Below are 20,242 nucleotides of genomic sequence, written 5' to 3'. Positions count from 1 at the left end.
TCAAGTCCTGGGGTCGAAGGCATCACGGCAGGCTTCGCCGATGAAAACGAGTAAAGAAAGAATCAGCGCCAGGGCGAAGAACGCCGTCAGGCCCAACCACGGTGCTTGCAGATTGTTCTTGCCCTGACCGATCAGCTCACCCAGCGAAGCACTGCCGGCGGGCATGCCGAAGCCGAGAAAATCCAGCGCCGACAACGTGGCGATCGCCCCGGTCAGAATGAACGGCAGGTACGTCAAGGTCGCACTCATGGCGTTGGGCAGAATGTGCCGCACGATCACTTGCGCATCGCCGACACCCAGCGCCCGCGCCGCTTTCACGTACTCGAGCCCCCGGCTGCGCAGGAACTCGGCGCGCACCACGTCCACCAGACTCAGCCAGGAAAACAGCGCCATGATCCCCAGCAACCACCAGAAATTCGGCTCGACGAAGCCCGACAGAATGATCAGCAGATAAAGCACCGGCAGGCCCGACCACACTTCCAACAGACGCTGCCCGAGCAAGTCGACCCAGCCGCCGTAATAACCCTGCAAGGCACCGGCGGCGATACCGATCAACGCGCTCACCGCCGTCAACGCCAGCGCGAACAACAGCGAGACCCGCGTGCCGAATATCACCCGCGCCAGCACATCCCGCGCCTGATCGTCGGTGCCCAGCCAGTTTTCAGTAGTGGGCGGACTCGGGGCCGGTTCGGTGAGGTCGTAGTTGGCCGTGTCGAAGCCGAACGGGATCGGCGCAAACCACATCCGTCCGCCCTGCCCCTCGATCAGTTCACGCACCTGGGCGCTGCGGTAGTCAGGCTGGAACGGCAGCTCACCGCCGAAATCCTGCTCGGTGTAGCGCTTGAACGCCGGGAAAAGCCACTCGCCCTGATACGTCACCAGCAACGGTTTGTCGTTGGCGACCAGTTCGCCGCCCAGGCTCAGGCCGAACAGCGCGAGAAACAGCCACAACGACCACCAGCCGCGCCGATGGGCCTTGAACCGCGCCCAGCGGCGCTGTCCGATGGGAGAAAGCGTCGGCATCAGGCAGTCCTCGCGGTGAAGTCGATGCGCGGATCGACCAGCGTGTAGCACAGGTCGCCCAGCAGTTTTATCAAGAGCCCGAACAGGGTGAAGATGAACAGCGAACCGAACACCACCGGGTAATCCCGTGACACCGCCGCCTCGTAGCTCAGGCGGCCGAGACCGTCGAGGGAGAAGATCACTTCGATCAGCAACGAACCGCCGAAGAACACCGTGACCAATGCCTGAGGCAATCCGGCCACCACCAGCAGCATCGCGTTGCGAAACACATGCCCGTACAACACCTGTCGCTCGCTCAGGCCCTTGGCCCGAGCCGTGACCACGTACAGCCGTGAGATTTCATTGAGAAAGCTGTTCTTGGTCAGGATCGTCAGCGTCGCGAAACCGCCGATCACCAGCGCACTGACCGGCAACACCAGATGCCAGAAGTAATCGGCAACCTTGCCCCACAGCGACAGCTCGGCAAAGTTGTCCGAGACCAGCCCGCGCACCGGAAACCAGTCCAGCGCCGTCCCGCCGGCGAACACCACGATCAGCAGCAGCGCAAACAGAAACCCCGGCATGGCGTAGCCGATGATGATCGCCGCGCTGCTCCAGACATCGAACGCCGAACCGTTGTGCACCGCCTTGCGAATCCCCAGCGGGATCGACACCAGATAGGTGATCAGCGTCGCCCACAAACCCAGCGACAGGGTCACCGGCAGCTTCTGCCAGATCAGTTCGGTCACCGTCGCGCCACGGAAGAAGCTCTTGCCGAAGTCCAGTTGCGCGTAGCTCTTGAGCATCAGCCACAAGCGCTCGCCAGCGCTTTTGTCGAAGCCATACTGCCGCTCGATCTCGGCCACCAGTTTCGGATCCAGCCCCCGAGTCGCGCGGGACTCGCCGCCAATGTTCTCGACATGACTGGCACCCACCGCCGCACCGACACCGATCCCCTGCAATCGGGCGATGGCCTGCTCGACCGGGCCACCGGGCGCGGCCTGCACAATCACGAAGTTCACCAGCAGAATCGCCAGCAAGGTCGGCACGATCAGCAGCAGACGCCGCAGGCTATAACCCCACATGGGCGTACTCCTTGTGCTGTTGCTGCATCTGCGTCGAGGTCAGCGCGGTCGGGCTGATTTCCCACCAGGTGTCGAGTCCGGCGTCGTACAACGGCGCAATAGCCGGGCGACCGAAGCGGTTCCACCACACCGTGGAAATCCCCGGCGGGTAATAGTTGGGAATCCAGTAGTAGCCCCACTGCAACACCCGATCCAGAGCATGGGCGTGGCGCAGAAGGCTCTCGCGATTGTCGGCCTGCACCACACCTTCTAGCAGCGCATCCACCGCCGGATCGCGCAGCACCATGTAGTTGTTCGAGCCAGGATCGTCGGCACCCTCGGAGCCGAAGTAGTTGAACAGCTCGCGCCCCGGCGCCTGACTCACCGGGTAACCGACGACGATCATGTCGTAGTCGCGGCTGCGCACGCGGTTGGTGTATTGCGCGGTGTCGACCTGGCGGATATCGAAGCCGATGCCGATCTGCGCCAGGTTGCGCTTGAACGGCAGCAGCAGGCGCTCGAAGCCCTTCTGGCCGTTGAGAAAAGTGAATTGCAACGGCTCACCGGCGGCATTCACCAATTGATCGCCACGGGGTTTCCAGCCGGCGGACTCCAGCAATTTCAGCGCCTGCAACTGTTGCGCACGAATATTGCCGCTGCCGTCGGTGCGCGGCGCCTCGAATACCTGGCTGAAGACTTCATCGGGAATCTTGCCGCGCCACGGATCAAGGATTTTCAGTTCCTCGGCATCCGGCAGTTCGGTGGCCGACAACGCGCTGTGGGAAAAGAAGCTGCGCTGGCGCAGGTACATGCTGCGCATCATCTGCCGGTTGCTCCATTCGAAATCCCAAAGCATGGCGATCGCCTGCCGCACCCGACGATCCTGAAACATCGGTTTCTGCAGATTGAACACAAACCCTTGAGACCCTTGCGCAGCGCCGGGTGCGAGGTGTTCGCGCAGCAACTTGCCCTGCTCCAGCGCCGCGCCGGCGTAACCGATGGTGTAACTGGTGGCGGAGAACTCGCGGTTGTAATCGAAGCCGCCGGCCTTGAGCACTTGTCGCGACACGTCGGTGTCGGCAAAGAACTCCACGCTCAACTGATCGAAGTTATAGAGCCCGCGAGTGATCGGCAGATCCCTGGCCCACCAGTCCTTGATCCGCTGGAATTTCACGCTGCGTCCGGCATCCACCGCGCTGACCTTGTACGGCCCGCTGCCCGGCGGAATCTCGAAGCCTGCGCCATCGGCGAAATTGCGTGTGCGCCACCAATGCTCGGGCAGCACCGGCAACGTCGCCAGATCCAGCGGCAATGTGCGGCTCTCGTTGTTCTTGAACACGAAACGCACCTGGGTCGGCGACTCGACCTGCACCTCGGCGACATCACGAAACTGCTGGCGATACTTAAGGCTGCCCTGGGTAGTGAACAGTTCGAAGGTGTAGCGCACGTCTTCAGCGGAGATCGGCGTGCCGTCCTCGAACCGCGCCTTGGGGTTCAAGTAAAAGCGCAGCCAGCGGCGGTCCACGTCCAACTCCATGCGTTGGGCCACCAGGCCGTAGACGCTGTAGGGCTCGTCCTTGCTGCGATAGGCCAGCGGCGCATAGAGCCAGCCGTCGATGTCGGCAACGCCGGTGCCTTTGTCGATGTAGGGAATCAGGTGATCGAACGGGCCGCTCTCCAGCGAAGAGCGGCGCAAGGTTCCACCCTTGGGCGCAGCGGGATTGGCGTAGGCCAGGTGCTGGAAGTCCGGGGCGTATTTCGGGGCTTCGCCGTAGACCGTGAGGGCGTGTTGGGGCGCTGCGAACAGCGCCGGGCTCAGCAACAGACCGACACTGAACAGAATGACTCTGGAAAACATGGGCAGATCCTTTCACCACGTGCCTGCCTGACTGTGATGTGCAACAGGCCGGGCCTTTTTATAGGGCGGGGTTTAGAACGATGTGTTACTAAAACCTGCCCCGACCGATCTTTCTCAGAACTTGTAATTGACCCGCGTGTACAGCGTGCGGCCAAACGGGTCGCCGTATTTCGGGTCGTAGCCGCTCTGGAACGTGTAGGTCTGGTTGCTGAACGGCGGCTCGCGGTCGAACAGGTTTTTCACCCCGAGGGTCACCGCCAGGGTCTTGCGCCATGTGTAGGTGCCGGCCACGTCCCAGACGTTGTACGAACCGACGTAATCGTGAGTCTCGCGATCCGAGTCGTGGTAACCACTGGTGTAGCGGTTGGTCAGGCTTGCGCCGAGCGGGCCGTAGTTCCAGCTGCCGGTCAGGCTGTGACGCCAACGGGCCACGGCGCCGGCCGAGGCAAAGTCGCCGCCGCGAAAATCGCCGAGCTTGTCGATGTAGTCACCCTTGAGCTGCTGCTGATAGTCATAACGGGTCACGTAAGTGCCTTGCAGACCGATGCCGAAATCACCGTACGGCGTGCTCGGCAGGCGATAGTCGAAACTCACGTCGACGCCGTTGGTCTTGATCTTGCCGAGGTTGGCCAGCCCGGTGACGATGTGGTCGATGGAACCGTCGGGCTTGCGGATCAGGCGCTCCGGGTACAGCTCCGGATTCTCGAACACCGCCGATTCGGGGAACTCAGCGATCTGGTTGGCGATGTCGATCCACCAGAAATCCAGGCCGGTGGTCAGGCGATCGAACGGCTGGTAAACGAAACCGAGGGTGACGTTGCGCGCGGTCTCCGGGCTCAGGTCGGTGTTGCCGCCGGAGGTGCGATTGAACTGCTGGGCGCAGTCGCGGTTGGCAATGCCGCCGTTGCTCGGGTTGCCTCCAGCGCACAGGCGCGGGTCGTTGTAGTTGGCGTTGGTGAAGGAGGTAAACGTCGGGTTGTACAACTCGTACAGCGATGGCGCACGGAAACCTTCGCTGTAGGCGCCGCGCACCACCAGTTCCTTGAACGGCTGGAAGCGGAACGAGTATTTCGGGTTAGTGGTGCTGCCGAAGTCGCTGTACTTGTCGTGGCGCACGGCGGCGGACAGTTCCAGGCTGTCGAGCACCGGCACGTTGACCTCGGCGTACTGCGCCGAGACGCTGCGATCCCCTTGTACGCTGCCGTTGGGATCAACACCCAGGCTCTGCACGTCGCCGGCAAACGCAGCGAAATCCTGATGAAAATCTTCCTTGCGATACTCGCCGCCCAGCGCCAGTGCCGAAGGCCCTGCACCGAACCAGTCGCCGATCTCGCGGCTGACACGCCCGTCAATCGCCTTGACCCGGCCCACTGCGGTCGCGTAATCGCCTTCTACCTCGTTGGCTGCCAGTAGTGCCGAACCGGCGGCGGTCTGCGGGCCGAACGGGTTGATCACACCGTTGGCGATGCCCTGGCTGACGGCGCGGTCGTTCACATAACCGCTGCGAATCGTGTTGACCACCTTGTTCTGGTTGTACGACGCGCCGAGGTTGTAATCCCACCCGACCAGGGTGCCGTCGAAGCTCAACAGCAGGCGCTGACCGGTGTTGTCGTCCTCATGCTGACGGGCACCGACGGCGGTTTCACGCCAGTTCACGTCCACCGGCTGCGTCGGGTCGAGGGCAAAACCGCTCGGTCCGGGCGTAATGCCGTTCCCCGGATAGAACGCCGTGCCAGGGTTGACCTGATTGCCCATCAAAGTGCCGGGCCCGATTTGGGTACGGTTTTCGTTGCGCGCCCAAAAGTATTCGAGGCTGACGTTGTGATCGTCCGACAGCTTGCCGGTGGCCTTGGCGAAGGCCGAGGTCTTCTCGGTTTCCGGCACCAGATCAAGGTAGTTCCACAGGCTCTGGCGGCAGATGCCGTTGCGTGACAACAGCCCCGGCGCATTGCAACCGGAGCCGGCCAGCGGGTTGGTGGCATTGCTGCCCTGGCTCCAGTTGGCGGGCGATGCCGTGCCGGAGGTGTAATCGAGTCCGCGCCCCGGCTGGTAGTTATAGGTGTAACCACGGTCGTCGGCGGCCAGGCGATTCTGCTTGTCGTAACTCACCACGCCGAAAACGTTGAAGCGATCGTCCTGTAAATCGCCAAAACCCCAACTGCCGCTGAAATTGCGACTTTCACCACCGCCAGAATGGGTCGGTGTGTCGTAGTTCGTGCTGATCTGACCTTCGGTGAGGCTGGTCTTGGTGATGAAGTTGATCACCCCGCCGATGGCATCGGTACCGTACAGCGCCGAAGCACCGTCGCGCAGCACTTCCACCCGGTCGATGGCAGCGAACGGGATAGTGTTGAGGTCGACGCCAGAGCCATTGATCGCATTGGTCGCGTTGTTGCTCAGACGCCGACCGTTGAGCAGCACCAGGGTCTTGTTCGGGCCAATGCCGCGCAGGTCGGCATAAGACGCCCCGCCACTGCTCGACCCCACCGAGCGCCCGGAGCCCACCGAAGACTGGTTGGCCGAGATGCGGTTGACCAGCTCTTCAGTGGTGGTCACGCCCTGCTTCTGCAACTCCTCGACCCGCAGGATGGTGACCGGTACGGCGGTTTCGGCATCGACCCGACGGATCGCGGTGCCGGTGACTTCGACCCGTTGCAGTTGGGTGGTCGGTTCGTTTGCCGTGCTGTCGGCAGCGATGGCCGGCAACGTGTTGATCGCCAGCAGCAAGGCCAGGCTCAAAGGGGATTTAACGGGTGAAAAATGGATCATGAACAGCCATCCCTGCGTTTTGGTTTATGCAGGGATGTGCGATGGCAGATAGGGATTTATAGGGTGCGATTTAGACCGTTGGGTGCTGAGGTTATGCAAAAAGAGGCGCGTGATTTTTCATACCAGTTCTGCGTCCTTGAGCAATCGCGTATCCAGCCCGAATCGCTCTTGCGAGACCATCCTGAATTGCCCCTCCGCCAAATCGCAGCTCACCAGCAAATTCCACGAGTGCCGGGTGGCTGCCGATGGAATCAGTACAAACGGGTGCTCGGCGAGCAACGCGTCGGCAAAATCCTGCTGGTTGGGCGAGGCCTGTGCGGGACTCATCCAGTAGGGGTTGGGCAGCTCCTCGGGTTGCACGATTTTCACAAGCGCCTCGCTGACCACCTCAAAGCACGTCAGCACATAGGGACTTCTATCAAGTGCGTTGAAACTCCCGTGAGCGGCCACCTCCAGAATGGCTGTAGATGGATCGATCGAAGCATAAACGACACGGCGGCCGGGCCGGTTCCATCGACCGCCCTGCAGTTCTGAACCGATGCCGCTGTCCCATGTGCACCGATAAACCTCAGGGTCCAAACGCCACGCATACCAGCGGTCGTCCCAAGGCAGCGGGTTCATTGATAAACCCCGTATTTAATCCGGTGCAGATAAGCAATGACCGATTGATACCCCAGTGAGCTTTCAATCAATGTAACGGGTCTGTAACCGTTTAACCATTTGGTCGCCTTGCTCATCCACTCCTCGGCGCTCGGCTGATCGTGGAACACCTCGATAGCGGACTCAAGAGCGTGCGCATACTGAAAAGCGATCATGCTCTGCTGTCGGCTCATTCGCGTCGGCTCGCCACTACTCAGCAAGCGCCGCACGGTTCTGACCGACTTTCCGGTGATGAGCTGCACAAGCTCGCTTTCCCGGTAGAGCTCGGATGTTGAAATCATGTTCACAACGTCCCGCAGATCAAAACCTTCCCGCGCGTAACCAACAATGTGCATGGTGTCTCTGTCCCATATCCGGCCGTTCAGCAACACCTCAACAGGCTTCCCCTCGACCTTCTTCAGCCCCGTAAACCGGGGTGCTTTCGCTTGGGGCATCGGAACACCCTCCATAGGGCATCTGGCATGATCGTGGCGCCAGGAATCACGAGGGGAATAAGTAGAGTTTTCGTGCTCGAGATGTGGGATTCGCATAATCCATCCAATGTCAGGGGCCCGAGTCTCCAGGCCGGTCAGTGACTTCATGTCACGACCGATGCTATAGGCCCTGCTTCCGACGGCCAACCTTAAAAAGTCGTCGGAAATATCCCCGTTTTCGCCCAAAGTCCGGCAACTTCCGTAGGACGCTACCGGGCATTATTCCGCCTTCAACTCCCGAAGTGATAACTCACATCCAGCCACCACTGGCGCCCGTACGGGTCGTAGTTGCCGGTCGGGTAATACGGCCATCCCGCCGAGTCGTCATGCTTGACCTGATTGAGCACATTGTTCACGGTCAGCCCGACACTCGCCCGGTCGTTGAGCTTGTACCGTGCACTGGCGTTGAACACCGTCCACGGCGACAGACGCCCGTCGCCCGCGCCGTTGGTGACCGAGCCGTAACGAATCCCCATCAGCGTCGCCGTAGCTTTCTGGTAATCCCAGGTCAGGCTGGCGTTGACCTTGCTGCGCCAGTCGTAGTTGGTGCGCGAGGTGCGCCAGTCCTGGGTCGGGGCTTCGTCCGATTCCTTGTAGTAGTGCGAGAGCACCAGGGTGTAGCCCAGCGCCGAACTGAACGCGCCGTACTGCCCGGCGCCCCAGCGGATGTTGCTCTTGAAGTCCAGGCCGCTGACCCGCTCGCTGGCGGCGTTGATCGCGTTCACTCGCACCCGCTGCAACTGATTGGGATCGACGGCGGCGTTGCCGGGATTGCGATCGACGCGCGCCAGGGTCGACTGGCAGTTGGCCGAGTTGATGTCCTGGGTGCCATTGCGGCATTCGTTCTCTTGCTGCAGCAGACGGTTTTCGTCGACGGTGGTCAGCAGGTCATCGATCTCCACCCGCCAGAAATCGGTGGAGAAATCGAAATTGCGCGACGGCGACCAGACGAAACCGTAGGTCCAGGATTTGCCGCGTTCGGATTCCAGATCCGCCGTGCCGCTCTGGGTGTAATCGACCCGCCCGCGATCACAGGCGCCCTCCACGCCCTGGCTGCAACCGTAATAGTCGATCTGCGCCGGGTAGTAACCGTTGCTGTCGGACTGATAGATGTAGTTCAGGTCCGGGGCGCGGAAACTGGTGCCGTAGCTGCCGCGCACCAACAGGCTGTTCACCGGCCGCCATTCCAGGCCGAGGTTGTAGGTTTTCTGTTGTTCGGTGCGGCCACTGAATTTGTATTGGTCCCAGCGCCCTGCGGCTGTCGCCAGCACCGTGTCGGTGACCGGAATGCTGAACTCGCCGCCGGCCGCGTAACGCTTGCGCGAGCCGCCGGAGCTTTGCGCCGGGGTCACGCCGTAGAAACTGCCGTCATTAAGGCTGTCATCCGGATCGATGCGATATTCCTGCTTGCCCGCCTCGAGCACGCCGGCAAATCCCACCGGACCGGCGGGCAGGTCAAACAACTCGCCGTTGACCGACGCGTTGTAACTGGTGGAAACCGACTTGCTGCTCTGCGTCAGGTTGCCGCGAAACTGCTCCCATTCCTGCTGCGTCAGTGGCCGGTCGAGGCGCGAGGCATCCGGCGCGAACACCGGGTAACCGTCACGGGTGCCCAGCTGCGGGCCGAGGTAGAAATCCTGGATCGACGACAGCGGCGTGTAACGGGTGGTGCGCACGCTTTTGTACTCGGACCGGTTGGCCGCCAGTTCATAGTTCCACCCGGTGTCGGCGATCTTGTCCGAGAGGCCCAGGGTGCCGGTCCAGGAGGTGTCGCGCCACTTGCTGTTGTTGCTGGTGCGCCCGCCAATTTCCTCTTCGCCGAAGCGTCGATACCAACGCTCCAGATTGCCGCTGTTCTGGTTGATGAAATCCGGCGAGGTGAAGCTCGGGCCGCGTGTGTTGTTCTGGATGTGATCGAGGCCGTACATCAAATCGGCGAAGACCTGCCCACTGTCGCTGAAATGCCAGGTACCACGGGTGTAGCCGTCGTAGTTTTCCTTTTGCGTCTGCACCGTCCAGTAATCGTTGTAAATCTGGTCGGTGCGGCAGCGCCCGCCGCTGTTGAACAGCTTGTTGTCGAACGTGCCCTGATAGGCGCCGCAACCGGGACCCAGATAGCGGTTGTTGGTCAGGTCGCGACGGTAGCCGACATCCGCCAGCGGCCCGCTCTGCATGAAGCCACGGTCATCGGCCCAGATCGGATCGCGGTTGGTCAGTTCGAGCCCGAACAGCCCGTCGAAGTCGCCCCAACTGCCGCCGCCGCTGATCTGCAAGCGCTGGTTGTCACCGCCGCCGCGCTCGCTGGTGCCGCCCTTGAGATTGACGTCGACGCCATTCATTTTGTCTTTGAGGATGATGTTTACCACCCCGGCAATCGCGTCCGAACCATAGATCGCCGAAGCGCCGCTGCTGAGCACTTCGATGCGCTCGATGATCGCCGACGGAATGTTCGCAAGGTTGGTGAAGTTGACCTTGCCGTCGTACGGCGTCGGGTAATCGGCGACCCGTCGGCCGTTGATCAGCACCAGCGTGTGGTTCGGGCCGAGGCCGCGCAGGTTGAGGGCGCTGGCCGCCGGTTGCCAGGTATTGCCGTAGTCTTCGCCCTGGGTCATGCCGGTGTTTTGCGTCTGCGTGGCGAGGGCGTCGTAGACGTTCTTGTAGCCGCGCGCTTCCATTTCTTCGTGGGTGATGACATTGACCGGGGTCGCACCATCGCTCTGCGCGCGGGCGATGCGCGAGCCGGTGACGGTGACTTTTTCCATGCGGTAATCGGCAGTGCTGGCGGGTACCACGGCAGCGGCCTTGACCGGCGTGGCACTCGGCGTATCGGCCGGGCGAATGCTGAGGCCCTGCGCCCCCTGTTCGACTTGCAGACCACTGCCGAGCAAAGCCTTCTCCACCGCCTGGCGGCCACCCAATGCGCCGCGCACCGCACTGCTGCGTTTGCCCTGAACCAGATTCTGACTGAAGGAAATCGGCACGCCGGTCTGGCGCGAGATGTCCAGCAGCACCTCGTCGAGGGCCCCGGCGGCAATGTCGAAGGTAAAGACTTGAGTGGCGGCGTCTTGCGCCAGAACGGCGGCCGGGACCATACCCGTCGCCAGCACGATGGCCAGTGTCAGGCGGGACAATTGTTGTTGTTTGAATGAAAACATGAGGGGCTTCCCTGTTGAAGGCGTCTGCAGGGAATGAGCAGCGGGCCGGCGCTTTTTATAGGGGGACGGATAGACCGGGAAGTTATGGATTTATAACCGTGCTTCGATGCTGACCCAGTACGGGTTGTGCCAGGTGACACGGATCGGCAGCGAACGCTCCAGCAGCTGCAGGGTGCGGTCGCTGTCGTCCAGCGGATAGAGACCGCTGAGGCGCAAACCGGCGACCTCGGGACTCAGGTGCAGGATGCCGCGACGGTAGCTGCGCAGGCTGTCGATGACTTCGCTCAAGGGGCGATCACGCACTTCAAGCCGCCCTTGCACCCAGGCACTTTCCTGCCCTTTGCTGGGTTCCAACCCGAGGATTTCCTGCCCGTTGAACAGCAGACTTTCGCCCGCCTCCACCACTTGCCGCGCGCCGCTGGCGGTGACCACTTCGACCTGTGAATGCAGCATCACCAGCCGCGTCGAATCCTCACCGCGCTGCACCAGAAATTTCGTCCCGAGCGCGCGCATCCGCCCATGCTCGGTTTCGACCACAAAGGGGCGTCCCAGATTTTTCGCCACATCGATCAGCAGTTCACCGCTGCGCAAGTCCAGCAGACGCTCAAGATTGTTGAAGCGCGGCACCACGCGGCTGCGGGCATTGAGGGTCAGGGCGCTGCCATCCTCCAGCGTGAACGCCCGACGCTCGCCCGTTCCGGTCGACAACTCGCCGGCCTCCGGCAGCCAGCCATAGCGTCGCCCGAGCAGACCCGCCAGCACCGCGATCCCGAGCACACTCAAACTGCCGCTGAGGAATCGACGCCGACTGGACGGCGCATTCAGGCTGTGCAGGACACTTTCACGCGGCAAGCCGCGCAGGTTCGCATGGCGCAGCAGGTTCAACCCGCCACCCATTTGCTCGATGATTTGCTGATGCCGTGGATCCGCCGTGCGCCAGGCGTCGAAGGCCGCGCGCTCCTGCAAGCTGACGTGCCCCGATTGCAGCAGCGCCATCCATTGCGCGGCTTCGTCGATCAGCGTGTCGTCCGGCCTCATGCCTGCATCGCCTGATAGCAACGTTTGAATGCCTCGACCATGTATTGCTGCACTCGGCTGGTGGACACGCCGAGGCGTTCGCCGATTTCGCTGTAGGTCAGGCCATCGAGCTGGTGATAGAGAAACGCAGCCTTGGCCTTGGCCGACAGGCCGTTGAGCAAGCGATCCACCGCCAGCAGCGTTTCGATCACCAATTCCCGTTCCTCGGGCGACGGGTGCACCGGTTCCGGCGCCAAGGCAAGGCTTTGCAGATAAGCGCGCTCCAGATCCTGCCGGCGCCAGCCTTCATAGACCAGCCGCCGGGCAATCGTGGTCAACAGCGCGCGGGGTTCGCGAATCGCCAGCGGATCGGGCAGTGCCAAAACCCGAAGAAAAGTTTCCGAAGCAATGTCCTGTGCGCTGTGCGGGCAGCCGAGGGTACGGCTGACCGCTGCGCACAACCATCGGTAGTCCTTTTGGAACATTTGCCCGATGACCTGGTAATGCGGGTTGTGACTCCCCATGCCTTACTCCCTGAAAACGGGCTCCACCCGCTGCGAAAATCCATGGATACGCCGGGATCTTCCGGCGGTGATCAGGGGTGCGACTGTGCAATAGCGCCCGATACATTTGAAGTAATAAAAAATCAGGATCAGCAAACCTTTGAGAATAAGGCACGTCGTCGCCGCAGCAACATTGGCTGACACAACGTTGATCTCGATCAGTGGCGCCGGCCACGCCAGTCTCTAACCTTGCGCCTCCATCGATAGCCACGGACGGCTCACCGGGAGCCTGCGGCTAACCTTTCAAGGACGAGAAATCATGCGATCACTCAACATCATTCTTCTGTCGTCGGCGTTCAACGGCCTGACCCAGCGTGCCTGGCTGGAACTGCGTCAGGCCGGGCACTCACCCAGCGTGGTGCTGTTCACCGACGAAACCGCCGTGTGCGAGCAGATCGAAAACAGCGGCGCCGAGCTGGTGATCTGCCCGTTTCTCAAGGACCGCGTTCCCCACGCGCTGTGGAGCAACCCGCAGCGTCCGGTCGTCATCATCCACCCGGGCATCGTCGGCGATCGCGGTGCCAGCGCACTGGATTGGGCGATCATGCGCGAGCTGCCGTCCTGGGGCGTAACCGCCCTGCAAGCGGTGGAAGAAATGGACGCCGGACCGGTCTGGGCCACCTGCGAATTCAACCTGCCGACAGGCTTGCGCAAATCCGAGCTGTACAACGGGCGAGTCAGCGACGCGGCGATCCGTTGCATCCGTGAGGTGGTGGAAAAATTCATCGACGGCTTCGTGCCGGTGGCGCTGGACTACAACGATCCCAAGGTTCGTGGACGCTTGCAGCCGAACATGAAACAGGACGATCGCACCTTCAGCTGGCACGACTGCTCGCGCTTCATCAAACGCTGCATCGATGCGGCGGACGGCCAGCCCGGTGTGCTCGCCAGTCTCGCCGGCGGGCAATATTACGTGTACGACGCGCACCTCGATCAGCGCACCGGCATGCCCGGCGAGATTCTCGCGGTGCACGACGACGCGGTATTGGTGGCGACCGGTGATCACAGCCTGTGGATCGGCTCGCTGCGGCGCAAACCGCAACCGGGCGAGGAAACCTTCAAGCGTCCGGCGCGGCATGTGCTGGCCGGTCAGTTGTCTGGCGTGCCGGTGCTGGACTGGTCGATTGCCAACGCGCCGTTCAGCGACGAGCCGTATCAACCGATCCGTTATCGCGAGTCCGGTCTGGTCGGCGAGCTGACGCTGGAGTTCTACAACGGCGCCATGAGCACCGAGCAGTGCCGGCGCATGGTCGAGGCCCTGCGCTGGGCTAAATCCCGCGACACTCAGGTGCTGTTGATCAAGGGCGGACGCGGCAGTTTTTCCAATGGCGTGCATCTGAACGTGATCCAGGCCGCCGAAGATCCGGGCGCCGAAGCCTGGGCCAATATCCAGGCCATCGACGATGTGTGCGAAGAATTGCTCAGCGCACGGCAACTGGTGGTCAGCGGGGTTACCGGCAATGCCGGTGCCGGCGGTGTGATGCTCGCCCTGGCGGCTGACATCGTGTTCGCCCGCGCCGATATCGTGCTCAATCCGCACTACAAGAGCATGGGCCTGTATGGCTCGGAATACTGGACCTACAGCCTGCCCCGCGCCGTCGGCCCGGCCATGGCCGAACAACTGACCCAGGCCTGTCTGCCGGTCAGCGCTGCGCAGGCGCTGCAACTGGGCATGGTTCAGGAAATCGGCCCGCGCTGCCCGGACGAGTTCTCGCTGTGGCTGCTGCAACGGGCCAACAGTGTGCTGAGCGATCCGACTTATGCGTCGGTGCGCGAACGCAAGCTGCGGGTCGATCATGTGTTGATTCGTCAGTGCCGCGAGGCGGAGCTGCGGGAGATGCAGGAAGACATGCTGTACAACCGCAATCAGTTTGCCGAGAAGTGCCGCAACTTCGTCTACAAGCGCAAGACTTGCTGCACGCCGGCGCGGTTGGTGGAAGATTGGGCGCGGGTGCGTGAAGTCGAAGTGGCTGACTGAACAATGACGCGGTCCCGGGGCTGCCCGTACAATGCGCGGACCTCAACCACCGGCCCGCCCATGGACATCGACCTCGCCCGCACCTTTCTGGAAATCGTCCGCCACGGCAGCCTCGCCGCGGCGGCGGAAAAGCTGTTTGTCACGCAAACGGCAATCACCGCCCGGGTCCAGAAACTCGAAAGCCAGTTGGGCAGCACGCTGTTCGTGCGCAACCGCGCCGGTGCGCGGCTGACCGCCAACGGCGAGGCCTTCGTGGTCTACGCCAATCAGCTGGTGCAGACCTGGGAAGCCGCACGCCGCGACCTGCCCTTGCCCGAGGGCTATCACAACGTGCTGCACATCGGTGGCGAGGTCAGCCTGTGCAACCCGTTGATGCTCAGTTGGGCCGCCGAATTGCGCGAGAAAATCCCCGGCCACGCCTTGCGCATGGAGATCCGCGATGGTGAAAACCTGCTGCGTCAGCTCGAACTGGGGGTGCTCGATGCGGCGCTGGTCTATCAGCCGGAATACTGGCCGGGGCTGCAGGTCGAGCAGGTGCTGGAAGAGAAACTGATTCTGGTGACCACGCCCGGCCGCCCTGCCCCTTACGTGTACATCGACTGGGGCCCGGATTTCCGCCGCCAGCACGACGCCGCCCTGCCGGAAAAAGCCAAGGCTGCCCTGAGCTTCAACCTCGGCCCGCTGGCCCTGCAATACATTCTGGAGAACGGCGGCAGCGGCTATTTCCGGACCCGGGTCGTGCGTACTTATCTGGAAAGCGGCGCGCTGGAGCCGGTGACCAAAGCCCCGGAATTCGGCTACCCGACCTACCTCGTCTACTCCCGTGACCGCGACTCGGCGATCCTGCAACAGGCGTTTGACCTGCTGCGCGAGGTGATCAGGGCCGATGACGACTGGTCGCAGCGCTGGAACCCGTTGAGCTGACGGCCGCTATGCACCGGAGCATGGCACTTGTGACCTGAAGGTTGGCGCTGCACAAACGGCGGGATCGGCTACGCTGCCGGGATAACGACAATATCCGCAGGTGAGCGCAGTGAGGCAGACCACCGAGGCATTTCGCAGCCGCTACCGGGCGGCGATCCATCCCCGCTACAACCCGTGGCTGCACGGCGCGTTCGTGCTGCTGTTCGGCGTGCTGGCCATCGGCGCGTTCTGGAGCAGCGTGCACCTGGTGCGGCCGCTGGAATGGCTGACCGTGCCGCTGACCCTGCTGTTCTTCAATTTCGGCGTGTACATGGTGCACCGCCACCTCGGCCACCACAAAAAGAGTTTCGCGCGGATGTTCTACGCCCGGCATGCCGGCGATCATCACAGTTTCTTCACCCCCGGCCACATGACCTACGACGGCGCCCGCGACTGGCGGGTGATCCTGTTCCCGGCCTGGCTGATCGTGCTGCACACGCTGGCGATCACCCTGCCCCTGTGGTGGCTGTTCGCGCAGGTCAACAGCAACGTCGCCGGACTGTTCGGTGGCTGCATGGTGTTCGGTTACCTGACCTATGAAGTGTTTCACGCCTGCGAGCATCTGCCGCCGCAGAACCCGCTGACCCGCCTGCCGTGGATCCGCCAGATGCGCCGTCTGCACGAATTGCATCACCGTCGCGAGCACATGCAGGAGCGTAATTTCAATATCGTTTTTCCGCTGATGGACTACCTGTTCGGCACCCTCTACCGGGAGCCGGAAATCGCCCCTTTGACCGATTCGAGAACGCCCATGACCCGCATGCAGCACACAGTCGATATCGCCGGCGATCCGATCGCCGTCCTCGCCTACGCCGCCACCGTCAGTCGCTGGCCGGAGTGGCACCCGTCTTCGCTGAAGATCGACGGCCCGAGCGGTGCGTTGCATGCCGGTGCGCGATTCGACGAGGACATTCACGCCGGTGGGCGCGAGGGGCATTTGCGCTGGGAGGTCACCGAGTACCTGCCCGGCCGACGCTGGTGCGCCCGGGCCCAGGGTGATCAGGGTCTGTCGTTGCGGCTGACCTATGAATGCTCGGCGCACGACGCTGCCACGCGGTTCGTGCGCACCCTCGATTACCGGTTCGAAGGGATCGGCCTGCGCATCGCCAACCATCTGCTGCTCAAGCGGCGCATCGAGCGCGAGTCGGCAACGTCGATGCTGGCCCTGCGCGACATGGCCACCCGGCATCTCGCACTCGCGGGAGCCCACGTGTGAGATGGCGTTATCTGGTGTTGCTGCTGGTTGTCGGGGTTCTGGGCTTTTTGCTGTTGATGCCGACCAGGGTCGAGCCCGTGGCCTGGACGCCGCAACCGGCGCCCTCGCTGACCGAGGGCCAGTACGCTGACAATCAGCGGCTCAAGAGCGCGGCACAGGTCGGTCCAAGTGACATCGAAGGCCCGGAAGCGCTGCTGCTGGAAAACGACTTTCTGATCACCGGACTGCACGACGGACGCCTGCTGCGCACCAGTCTCGATGGCCAGCAGCGCAAGGTGCTGGCCGATACCGGCGGCCGGCCGCTGGGGCTGGCGCGGCATCCCAACGGTTTGCTGGTGATCGCCGACGGGGTCAAGGGTTTGCTGTCCCTTGATGCACAGGGGCAACTGGTGGCGCTGACCACCGAAGCCAATGGCCTGCCGTTCGGGTTTACCGATGACGTGGCCATCGACAAGTCCGGGCATTACGCCTACTTCAGCGATGCCTCCAGTCGCTGGGGTTACGGCCACGATGGCGAAGCGATCATCGAGCATGGCGGCGACGGGCGCCTGCTGCGTTACGACTTCCAGACCGGAAAAACCAGCGTATTGCTGGACAAGCTGGAGTTCGCCAACGGCGTGACCCTCGGCCCGGAAGACGCCTATGTGCTGGTCAACGAAACCGGCGCCTACCGCATCAGCCGCTACTGGCTGACCGGGCCGCAGGCCGGCACCCATGACCTGTTCATCGACAACCTGCCGGGGCTGCCGGACAACCTGGCATTCAATGGTCGGGATCGTTTCTGGGTGGCGTTGTACACACCACGCAATCCGCTGCTCGACCGTACCGCCGCCCACCCTTTCGTGCGCAAGATGCTGGTGCGGGCGATGACCGTGCTGCCCAAGCCGGTGGAAAAGCGCGGGTTCGTGCTGGGGCTGGATCTGGACGGCAAGGTTATCGCCAATCTGCAGGATGCCAGCGCCGGCAATTACTCGCCGATCACCACAGTGCGCGAGTATGGCGACTGGCTGTATTTCGGCTCGCTGAAGGCGACGCACATGGCGCGGATGCCATTGGACGCCGCCTTGAAGTGAGGCCCTGGACTTTGTATTGGGTCGACTGGCCCTATCGCCAGCAGGCTGGCTCCCACAAAGAATTTGCATCCCAAATGTGGGAGCCAGCCTGCTGGCGATAGCGGATAGTCAGTTACTGGATCTATCGAAGGTTTCCGGGTCTTCGTCCTCCGGCACTTCCTCGCTTTCGCGTTCCTCTTCAGGATTACGGACGGTGTGCGCCGGACTGTTCGGCTCGGGATGGGTGGGAACCGGGTCGAATGCGCCCTGTTCTTCACTGGGGAATTTTGGATCGTTCATAAGGCACCTCGTTGAGAGTCGCAATGTGAAGACTCTGAACATTCGAGGTGCCGGTCGGGGCTGTCGTTCCAGTCAATTCACCACCGCAGGCCGGTGGTGCGACTGACGGTCAGGATCGAGCCTGCAACTGCTCGACGATCTTGTCTTTGACCTGCAGGCGTTTCTCTTTCAGTTTCTTCAGGGTGTCGTCGCTCGGCGCATCCGAGGTCGCCGTCTCGGCCTTGACGACTTCGGCGTCCGCCTGGGAATACTTGTTGATCAGTGCATCCAGATGTGGATCCGCGGTGCGTCGTTGCTGGATCTCTTCCTTTGTAAGTTTCAAGTCCTGTAACAGATCATGGGTCACCGGCATGGAACACCTCCGTCAGTTGATCGGCAGCCAACGCGACCGATTGCGCTGGCCAGGTATCAGAATGGCCTCGGTTGGCCACTTCTGTCGACCACCTGTCAGACCAGCGGTGTCCGTTCGTCGCCCTTTCGCAAATGCGATAAAACCTTTGGTCGGCGAACTCCCTCCATTGAATAACGCTCACAAAAACCTGCGTGGAGAAACACCAATGGACGGATTCAAACTGCGTCATCTCTTTCTGGCCGTTGCATTGAGCACCGGCATGGGCTCGGCTTTCGCCGCTACCGATAACGATTTTGTCGACAACGCAGCGGCCGGCGGCATCGCTGAAATCGAAACCAGTCGCCTGGCGCTGGAAAAAAGCCAATCCGCCGACATCAAAGCGTTTGCCAACATGATGATCGCCGACCACGGCAAGGCCAACGATGAACTGGCGACAATTGCCAAGGCCAACGACATCGAGGTGCCGGACACCACGACCCTGGTCAAACAGGCCAAGGAAAAAATACTCGAAGTCCGTGATGAGTCGTTCGACGCCGCCTATGCCAATAATCAGGTGAAGGCTCACGAAGAAACCATTGAGCTGTTCAAGAAACAAGCCAACACCGTGACCGACGACAAAGTCAAAGGCGCCACCGAACTCAAAGCCTTTGCGCAGAAAATGCTGCCGGCACTGGAAAAACACCTGGCCCACGCCAAAGAGCTGCAGGCCAAACACCCCAGCAAGTAACCGCCAGGTACACAAAGAGGCCGCCTCCATTGGACGCGGCCTCTTTGCGTTGGGGCTTTGTTGCAGGCAAAAGATCAGCATTCCTGGCCGCGCCGACTAGAGTTACCGGTGCATTACTTGCGGCAGATCAAAAATATCCTCGGGGGAACGAACAACTATTTCGAACGGCCAAGGTCATTCACTTCGCGCCGGTCATTTTCCGAAGAACCGGCCCCCAATTCGCAATGGAGCAACAGGCACATGGCAGCACTGCAGAACAGCACACTCGATGCGATGAAAAACAAACAGGTACAACTGCTGGGCGAATGGACTAAAGGACTGGTCGACAGCGGTGCCACCCGCAATCTCAAAGAACACGACTTGCAGCAGCAAACCAGTGAATTCCTGCAACTGGTGGTCAGCGGCCTGGAAAACGACAGCGGCACCAACATCGCCGCGCCGGGCTGGGAAGGCATGCGCCAGTTCCTCGAAAAACTCTCCCATAGCCGCGCCCAGCTCGGTCAGGATTCCCAGCAGACCGCCAGCTTCATTTTCTCGCTCAAGGGCCCGCTGTTCGCCCTGCTGCAAAACCATTATCAGGATCAGCCCGCCCTGCTCGCCGAACAGCTTTGGGAAATTTCCGAATTGTTCGATGCTTTCGGCCTGTACACCATTCGCACGTTCCAGAAGTCCCGTGAAGCGGTGATCAAGCGCCAGCAGGAAGAACTGCTGGAGTTGTCGACCCCGGTGGTCAAATTGTGGGATGGCGTGCTTGCACTGCCGATGATCGGCACCCTCGATTCACAGCGCACCCAAGTGGTAATGGAATCGCTGCTGCAACGCATCGTCGACACCGGTTCGGAAATCGCCATCATCGACATCACCGGTGTGCCGACCGTCGACACGCTGGTCGCCCAACACCTGCTCAAGACTGTGACCGCGATCCGCCTGATGGGCGCCGATTGCATCATCAGCGGCGTGCGACCGCAGATTGCCCAGACCATCGTCCATCTGGGCCTCGACCTGCAAGGCGTGGTCACCAAAGCCAATCTGGCCGACGCATTGAAGCTGGCCCTGACCCGTCTGGGCATCACCCTCACCAAGACGGTCTGAA

General features: G+C 61.8%; 17 protein-coding genes. 6 read left to right on the top strand and 11 right to left on the bottom strand.

Features of this window, described 5'->3' with window-relative positions; translation table 11 throughout:
• From CAF80_RS28150 to CAF80_RS28110, 9 genes are all read right to left on the bottom strand, one after another.
• On the bottom strand, positions 1 to 1,023 hold the full coding sequence (locus CAF80_RS28150) for an ABC transporter permease (protein WP_085668227.1): 1,023 nt from the start codon (positions 1,021 to 1,023) through the stop codon (positions 1 to 3).
• A complete protein-coding gene (locus CAF80_RS28145; protein WP_085668228.1) occupies positions 1,023 to 2,087 on the bottom strand; it encodes a microcin C ABC transporter permease YejB in 1,065 nt (354 codons plus the stop codon). The genes CAF80_RS28150 and CAF80_RS28145 overlap by 1 nt, the downstream gene beginning before the upstream one ends.
• On the bottom strand, positions 2,074 to 3,924 hold the full coding sequence (locus tag CAF80_RS28140) for an extracellular solute-binding protein (protein ID WP_039768843.1): 1,851 nt from the start codon (positions 3,922 to 3,924) through the stop codon (positions 2,074 to 2,076). Before CAF80_RS28140 ends, CAF80_RS28145 begins: the two co-directional genes overlap by 14 nt.
• A gap of 114 nt (positions 3,925 to 4,038) precedes the next feature.
• On the bottom strand, positions 4,039 to 6,693 hold the full coding sequence (locus CAF80_RS28135) for a TonB-dependent receptor (RefSeq protein WP_085668229.1): 2,655 nt from the start codon (positions 6,691 to 6,693) through the stop codon (positions 4,039 to 4,041).
• Between the two features lie 117 nt (positions 6,694 to 6,810).
• On the bottom strand, positions 6,811 to 7,314 hold the full coding sequence (locus CAF80_RS28130) for an RES family NAD+ phosphorylase (protein ID WP_039768845.1): 504 nt from the start codon (positions 7,312 to 7,314) through the stop codon (positions 6,811 to 6,813).
• Entirely contained in the window at positions 7,311 to 7,787 is a 477-nt protein-coding gene (locus CAF80_RS28125; RefSeq protein ID WP_170928303.1) for an antitoxin Xre/MbcA/ParS toxin-binding domain-containing protein, read from the bottom strand. Before CAF80_RS28125 ends, CAF80_RS28130 begins: the two co-directional genes overlap by 4 nt.
• A 269-nt stretch (positions 7,788 to 8,056) precedes the next feature.
• Positions 8,057 to 10,981 carry a TonB-dependent receptor gene (locus CAF80_RS28120; RefSeq protein WP_074690315.1) on the bottom strand — a complete coding sequence of 975 codons (2,925 nt, stop codon included), beginning with the start codon at positions 10,979 to 10,981 and terminating at the stop codon, positions 8,057 to 8,059.
• A gap of 90 nt (positions 10,982 to 11,071) precedes the next feature.
• The gene (locus CAF80_RS28115; RefSeq protein WP_074690313.1) at positions 11,072 to 12,019 is read right to left on the bottom strand and encodes a FecR domain-containing protein; all 948 of its coding nucleotides are present in this window, start codon (positions 12,017 to 12,019) and stop codon (positions 11,072 to 11,074) included.
• The gene (locus tag CAF80_RS28110; protein WP_011334510.1) at positions 12,016 to 12,522 is read right to left on the bottom strand and encodes a sigma-70 family RNA polymerase sigma factor; all 507 of its coding nucleotides are present in this window, start codon (positions 12,520 to 12,522) and stop codon (positions 12,016 to 12,018) included. Before CAF80_RS28110 ends, CAF80_RS28115 begins: the two co-directional genes overlap by 4 nt.
• Positions 12,523 to 12,820: 298 nt before the next feature.
• On the opposite strand from CAF80_RS28110, the gene CAF80_RS28105 reads away from it, so the two are divergent.
• The 4 genes from CAF80_RS28105 to CAF80_RS28090 all read left to right on the top strand — a co-directional run bounded on the left by CAF80_RS28105 (position 12,821) and on the right by CAF80_RS28090 (position 17,791).
• On the top strand, positions 12,821 to 14,539 hold the full coding sequence (locus CAF80_RS28105; RefSeq protein ID WP_074690311.1) for a hydrogenase maturation protein: 1,719 nt from the start codon (positions 12,821 to 12,823) through the stop codon (positions 14,537 to 14,539).
• Between the two features lie 60 nt (positions 14,540 to 14,599).
• Positions 14,600 to 15,463 carry a LysR family transcriptional regulator gene (locus CAF80_RS28100; protein WP_039768849.1) on the top strand — a complete coding sequence of 288 codons (864 nt, stop codon included), beginning with the start codon at positions 14,600 to 14,602 and terminating at the stop codon, positions 15,461 to 15,463.
• 109 nt (positions 15,464 to 15,572) lie between these two features.
• Complete coding sequence (locus CAF80_RS28095) at positions 15,573 to 16,718, top strand: SRPBCC family protein (RefSeq protein ID WP_074690309.1); 1,146 nt, start codon at positions 15,573 to 15,575, stop codon at positions 16,716 to 16,718.
• 56 nt (positions 16,719 to 16,774) lie between these two features.
• Positions 16,775 to 17,791 carry an SMP-30/gluconolactonase/LRE family protein gene (locus CAF80_RS28090; protein WP_371855447.1) on the top strand — a complete coding sequence of 339 codons (1,017 nt, stop codon included), beginning with the start codon at positions 16,775 to 16,777 and terminating at the stop codon, positions 17,789 to 17,791.
• Positions 17,792 to 17,899: 108 nt separating this feature from the next.
• Here CAF80_RS28090 and CAF80_RS28945 read toward each other — a convergent pair whose 3' ends face one another.
• The gene (locus tag CAF80_RS28945; protein WP_166742314.1) at positions 17,900 to 18,070 is read right to left on the bottom strand and encodes a hypothetical protein; all 171 of its coding nucleotides are present in this window, start codon (positions 18,068 to 18,070) and stop codon (positions 17,900 to 17,902) included.
• 109 nt (positions 18,071 to 18,179) lie between these two features.
• The gene (locus CAF80_RS28085; RefSeq protein WP_039768852.1) at positions 18,180 to 18,422 is read right to left on the bottom strand and encodes a YdcH family protein; all 243 of its coding nucleotides are present in this window, start codon (positions 18,420 to 18,422) and stop codon (positions 18,180 to 18,182) included.
• Between the two features lie 205 nt (positions 18,423 to 18,627).
• On the opposite strand from CAF80_RS28085, the gene CAF80_RS28080 reads away from it, so the two are divergent.
• Both CAF80_RS28080 and CAF80_RS28075 read left to right on the top strand, forming a co-directional pair.
• Positions 18,628 to 19,149: a DUF4142 domain-containing protein gene (locus tag CAF80_RS28080; protein ID WP_074690306.1), complete on the top strand. Its 522-nt coding sequence runs from the start codon at positions 18,628 to 18,630 to the stop codon at positions 19,147 to 19,149.
• A gap of 240 nt (positions 19,150 to 19,389) precedes the next feature.
• Positions 19,390 to 20,241, top strand: coding sequence for an STAS domain-containing protein (locus CAF80_RS28075; protein ID WP_074690304.1), 852 nt, complete (start codon positions 19,390 to 19,392; stop codon positions 20,239 to 20,241).
• The last annotated feature ends 1 nt before the right edge of the window (position 20,242 follow it).

The sequence above is a fragment of the Pseudomonas sp. B34(2017) genome (assembly GCF_002112915.1).
Classification (GTDB): Bacteria; Pseudomonadota; Gammaproteobacteria; order Pseudomonadales; family Pseudomonadaceae; genus Aquipseudomonas; species Aquipseudomonas pharyngis.
This window is presented reverse-complemented; position numbering and strand designations above follow the sequence as displayed.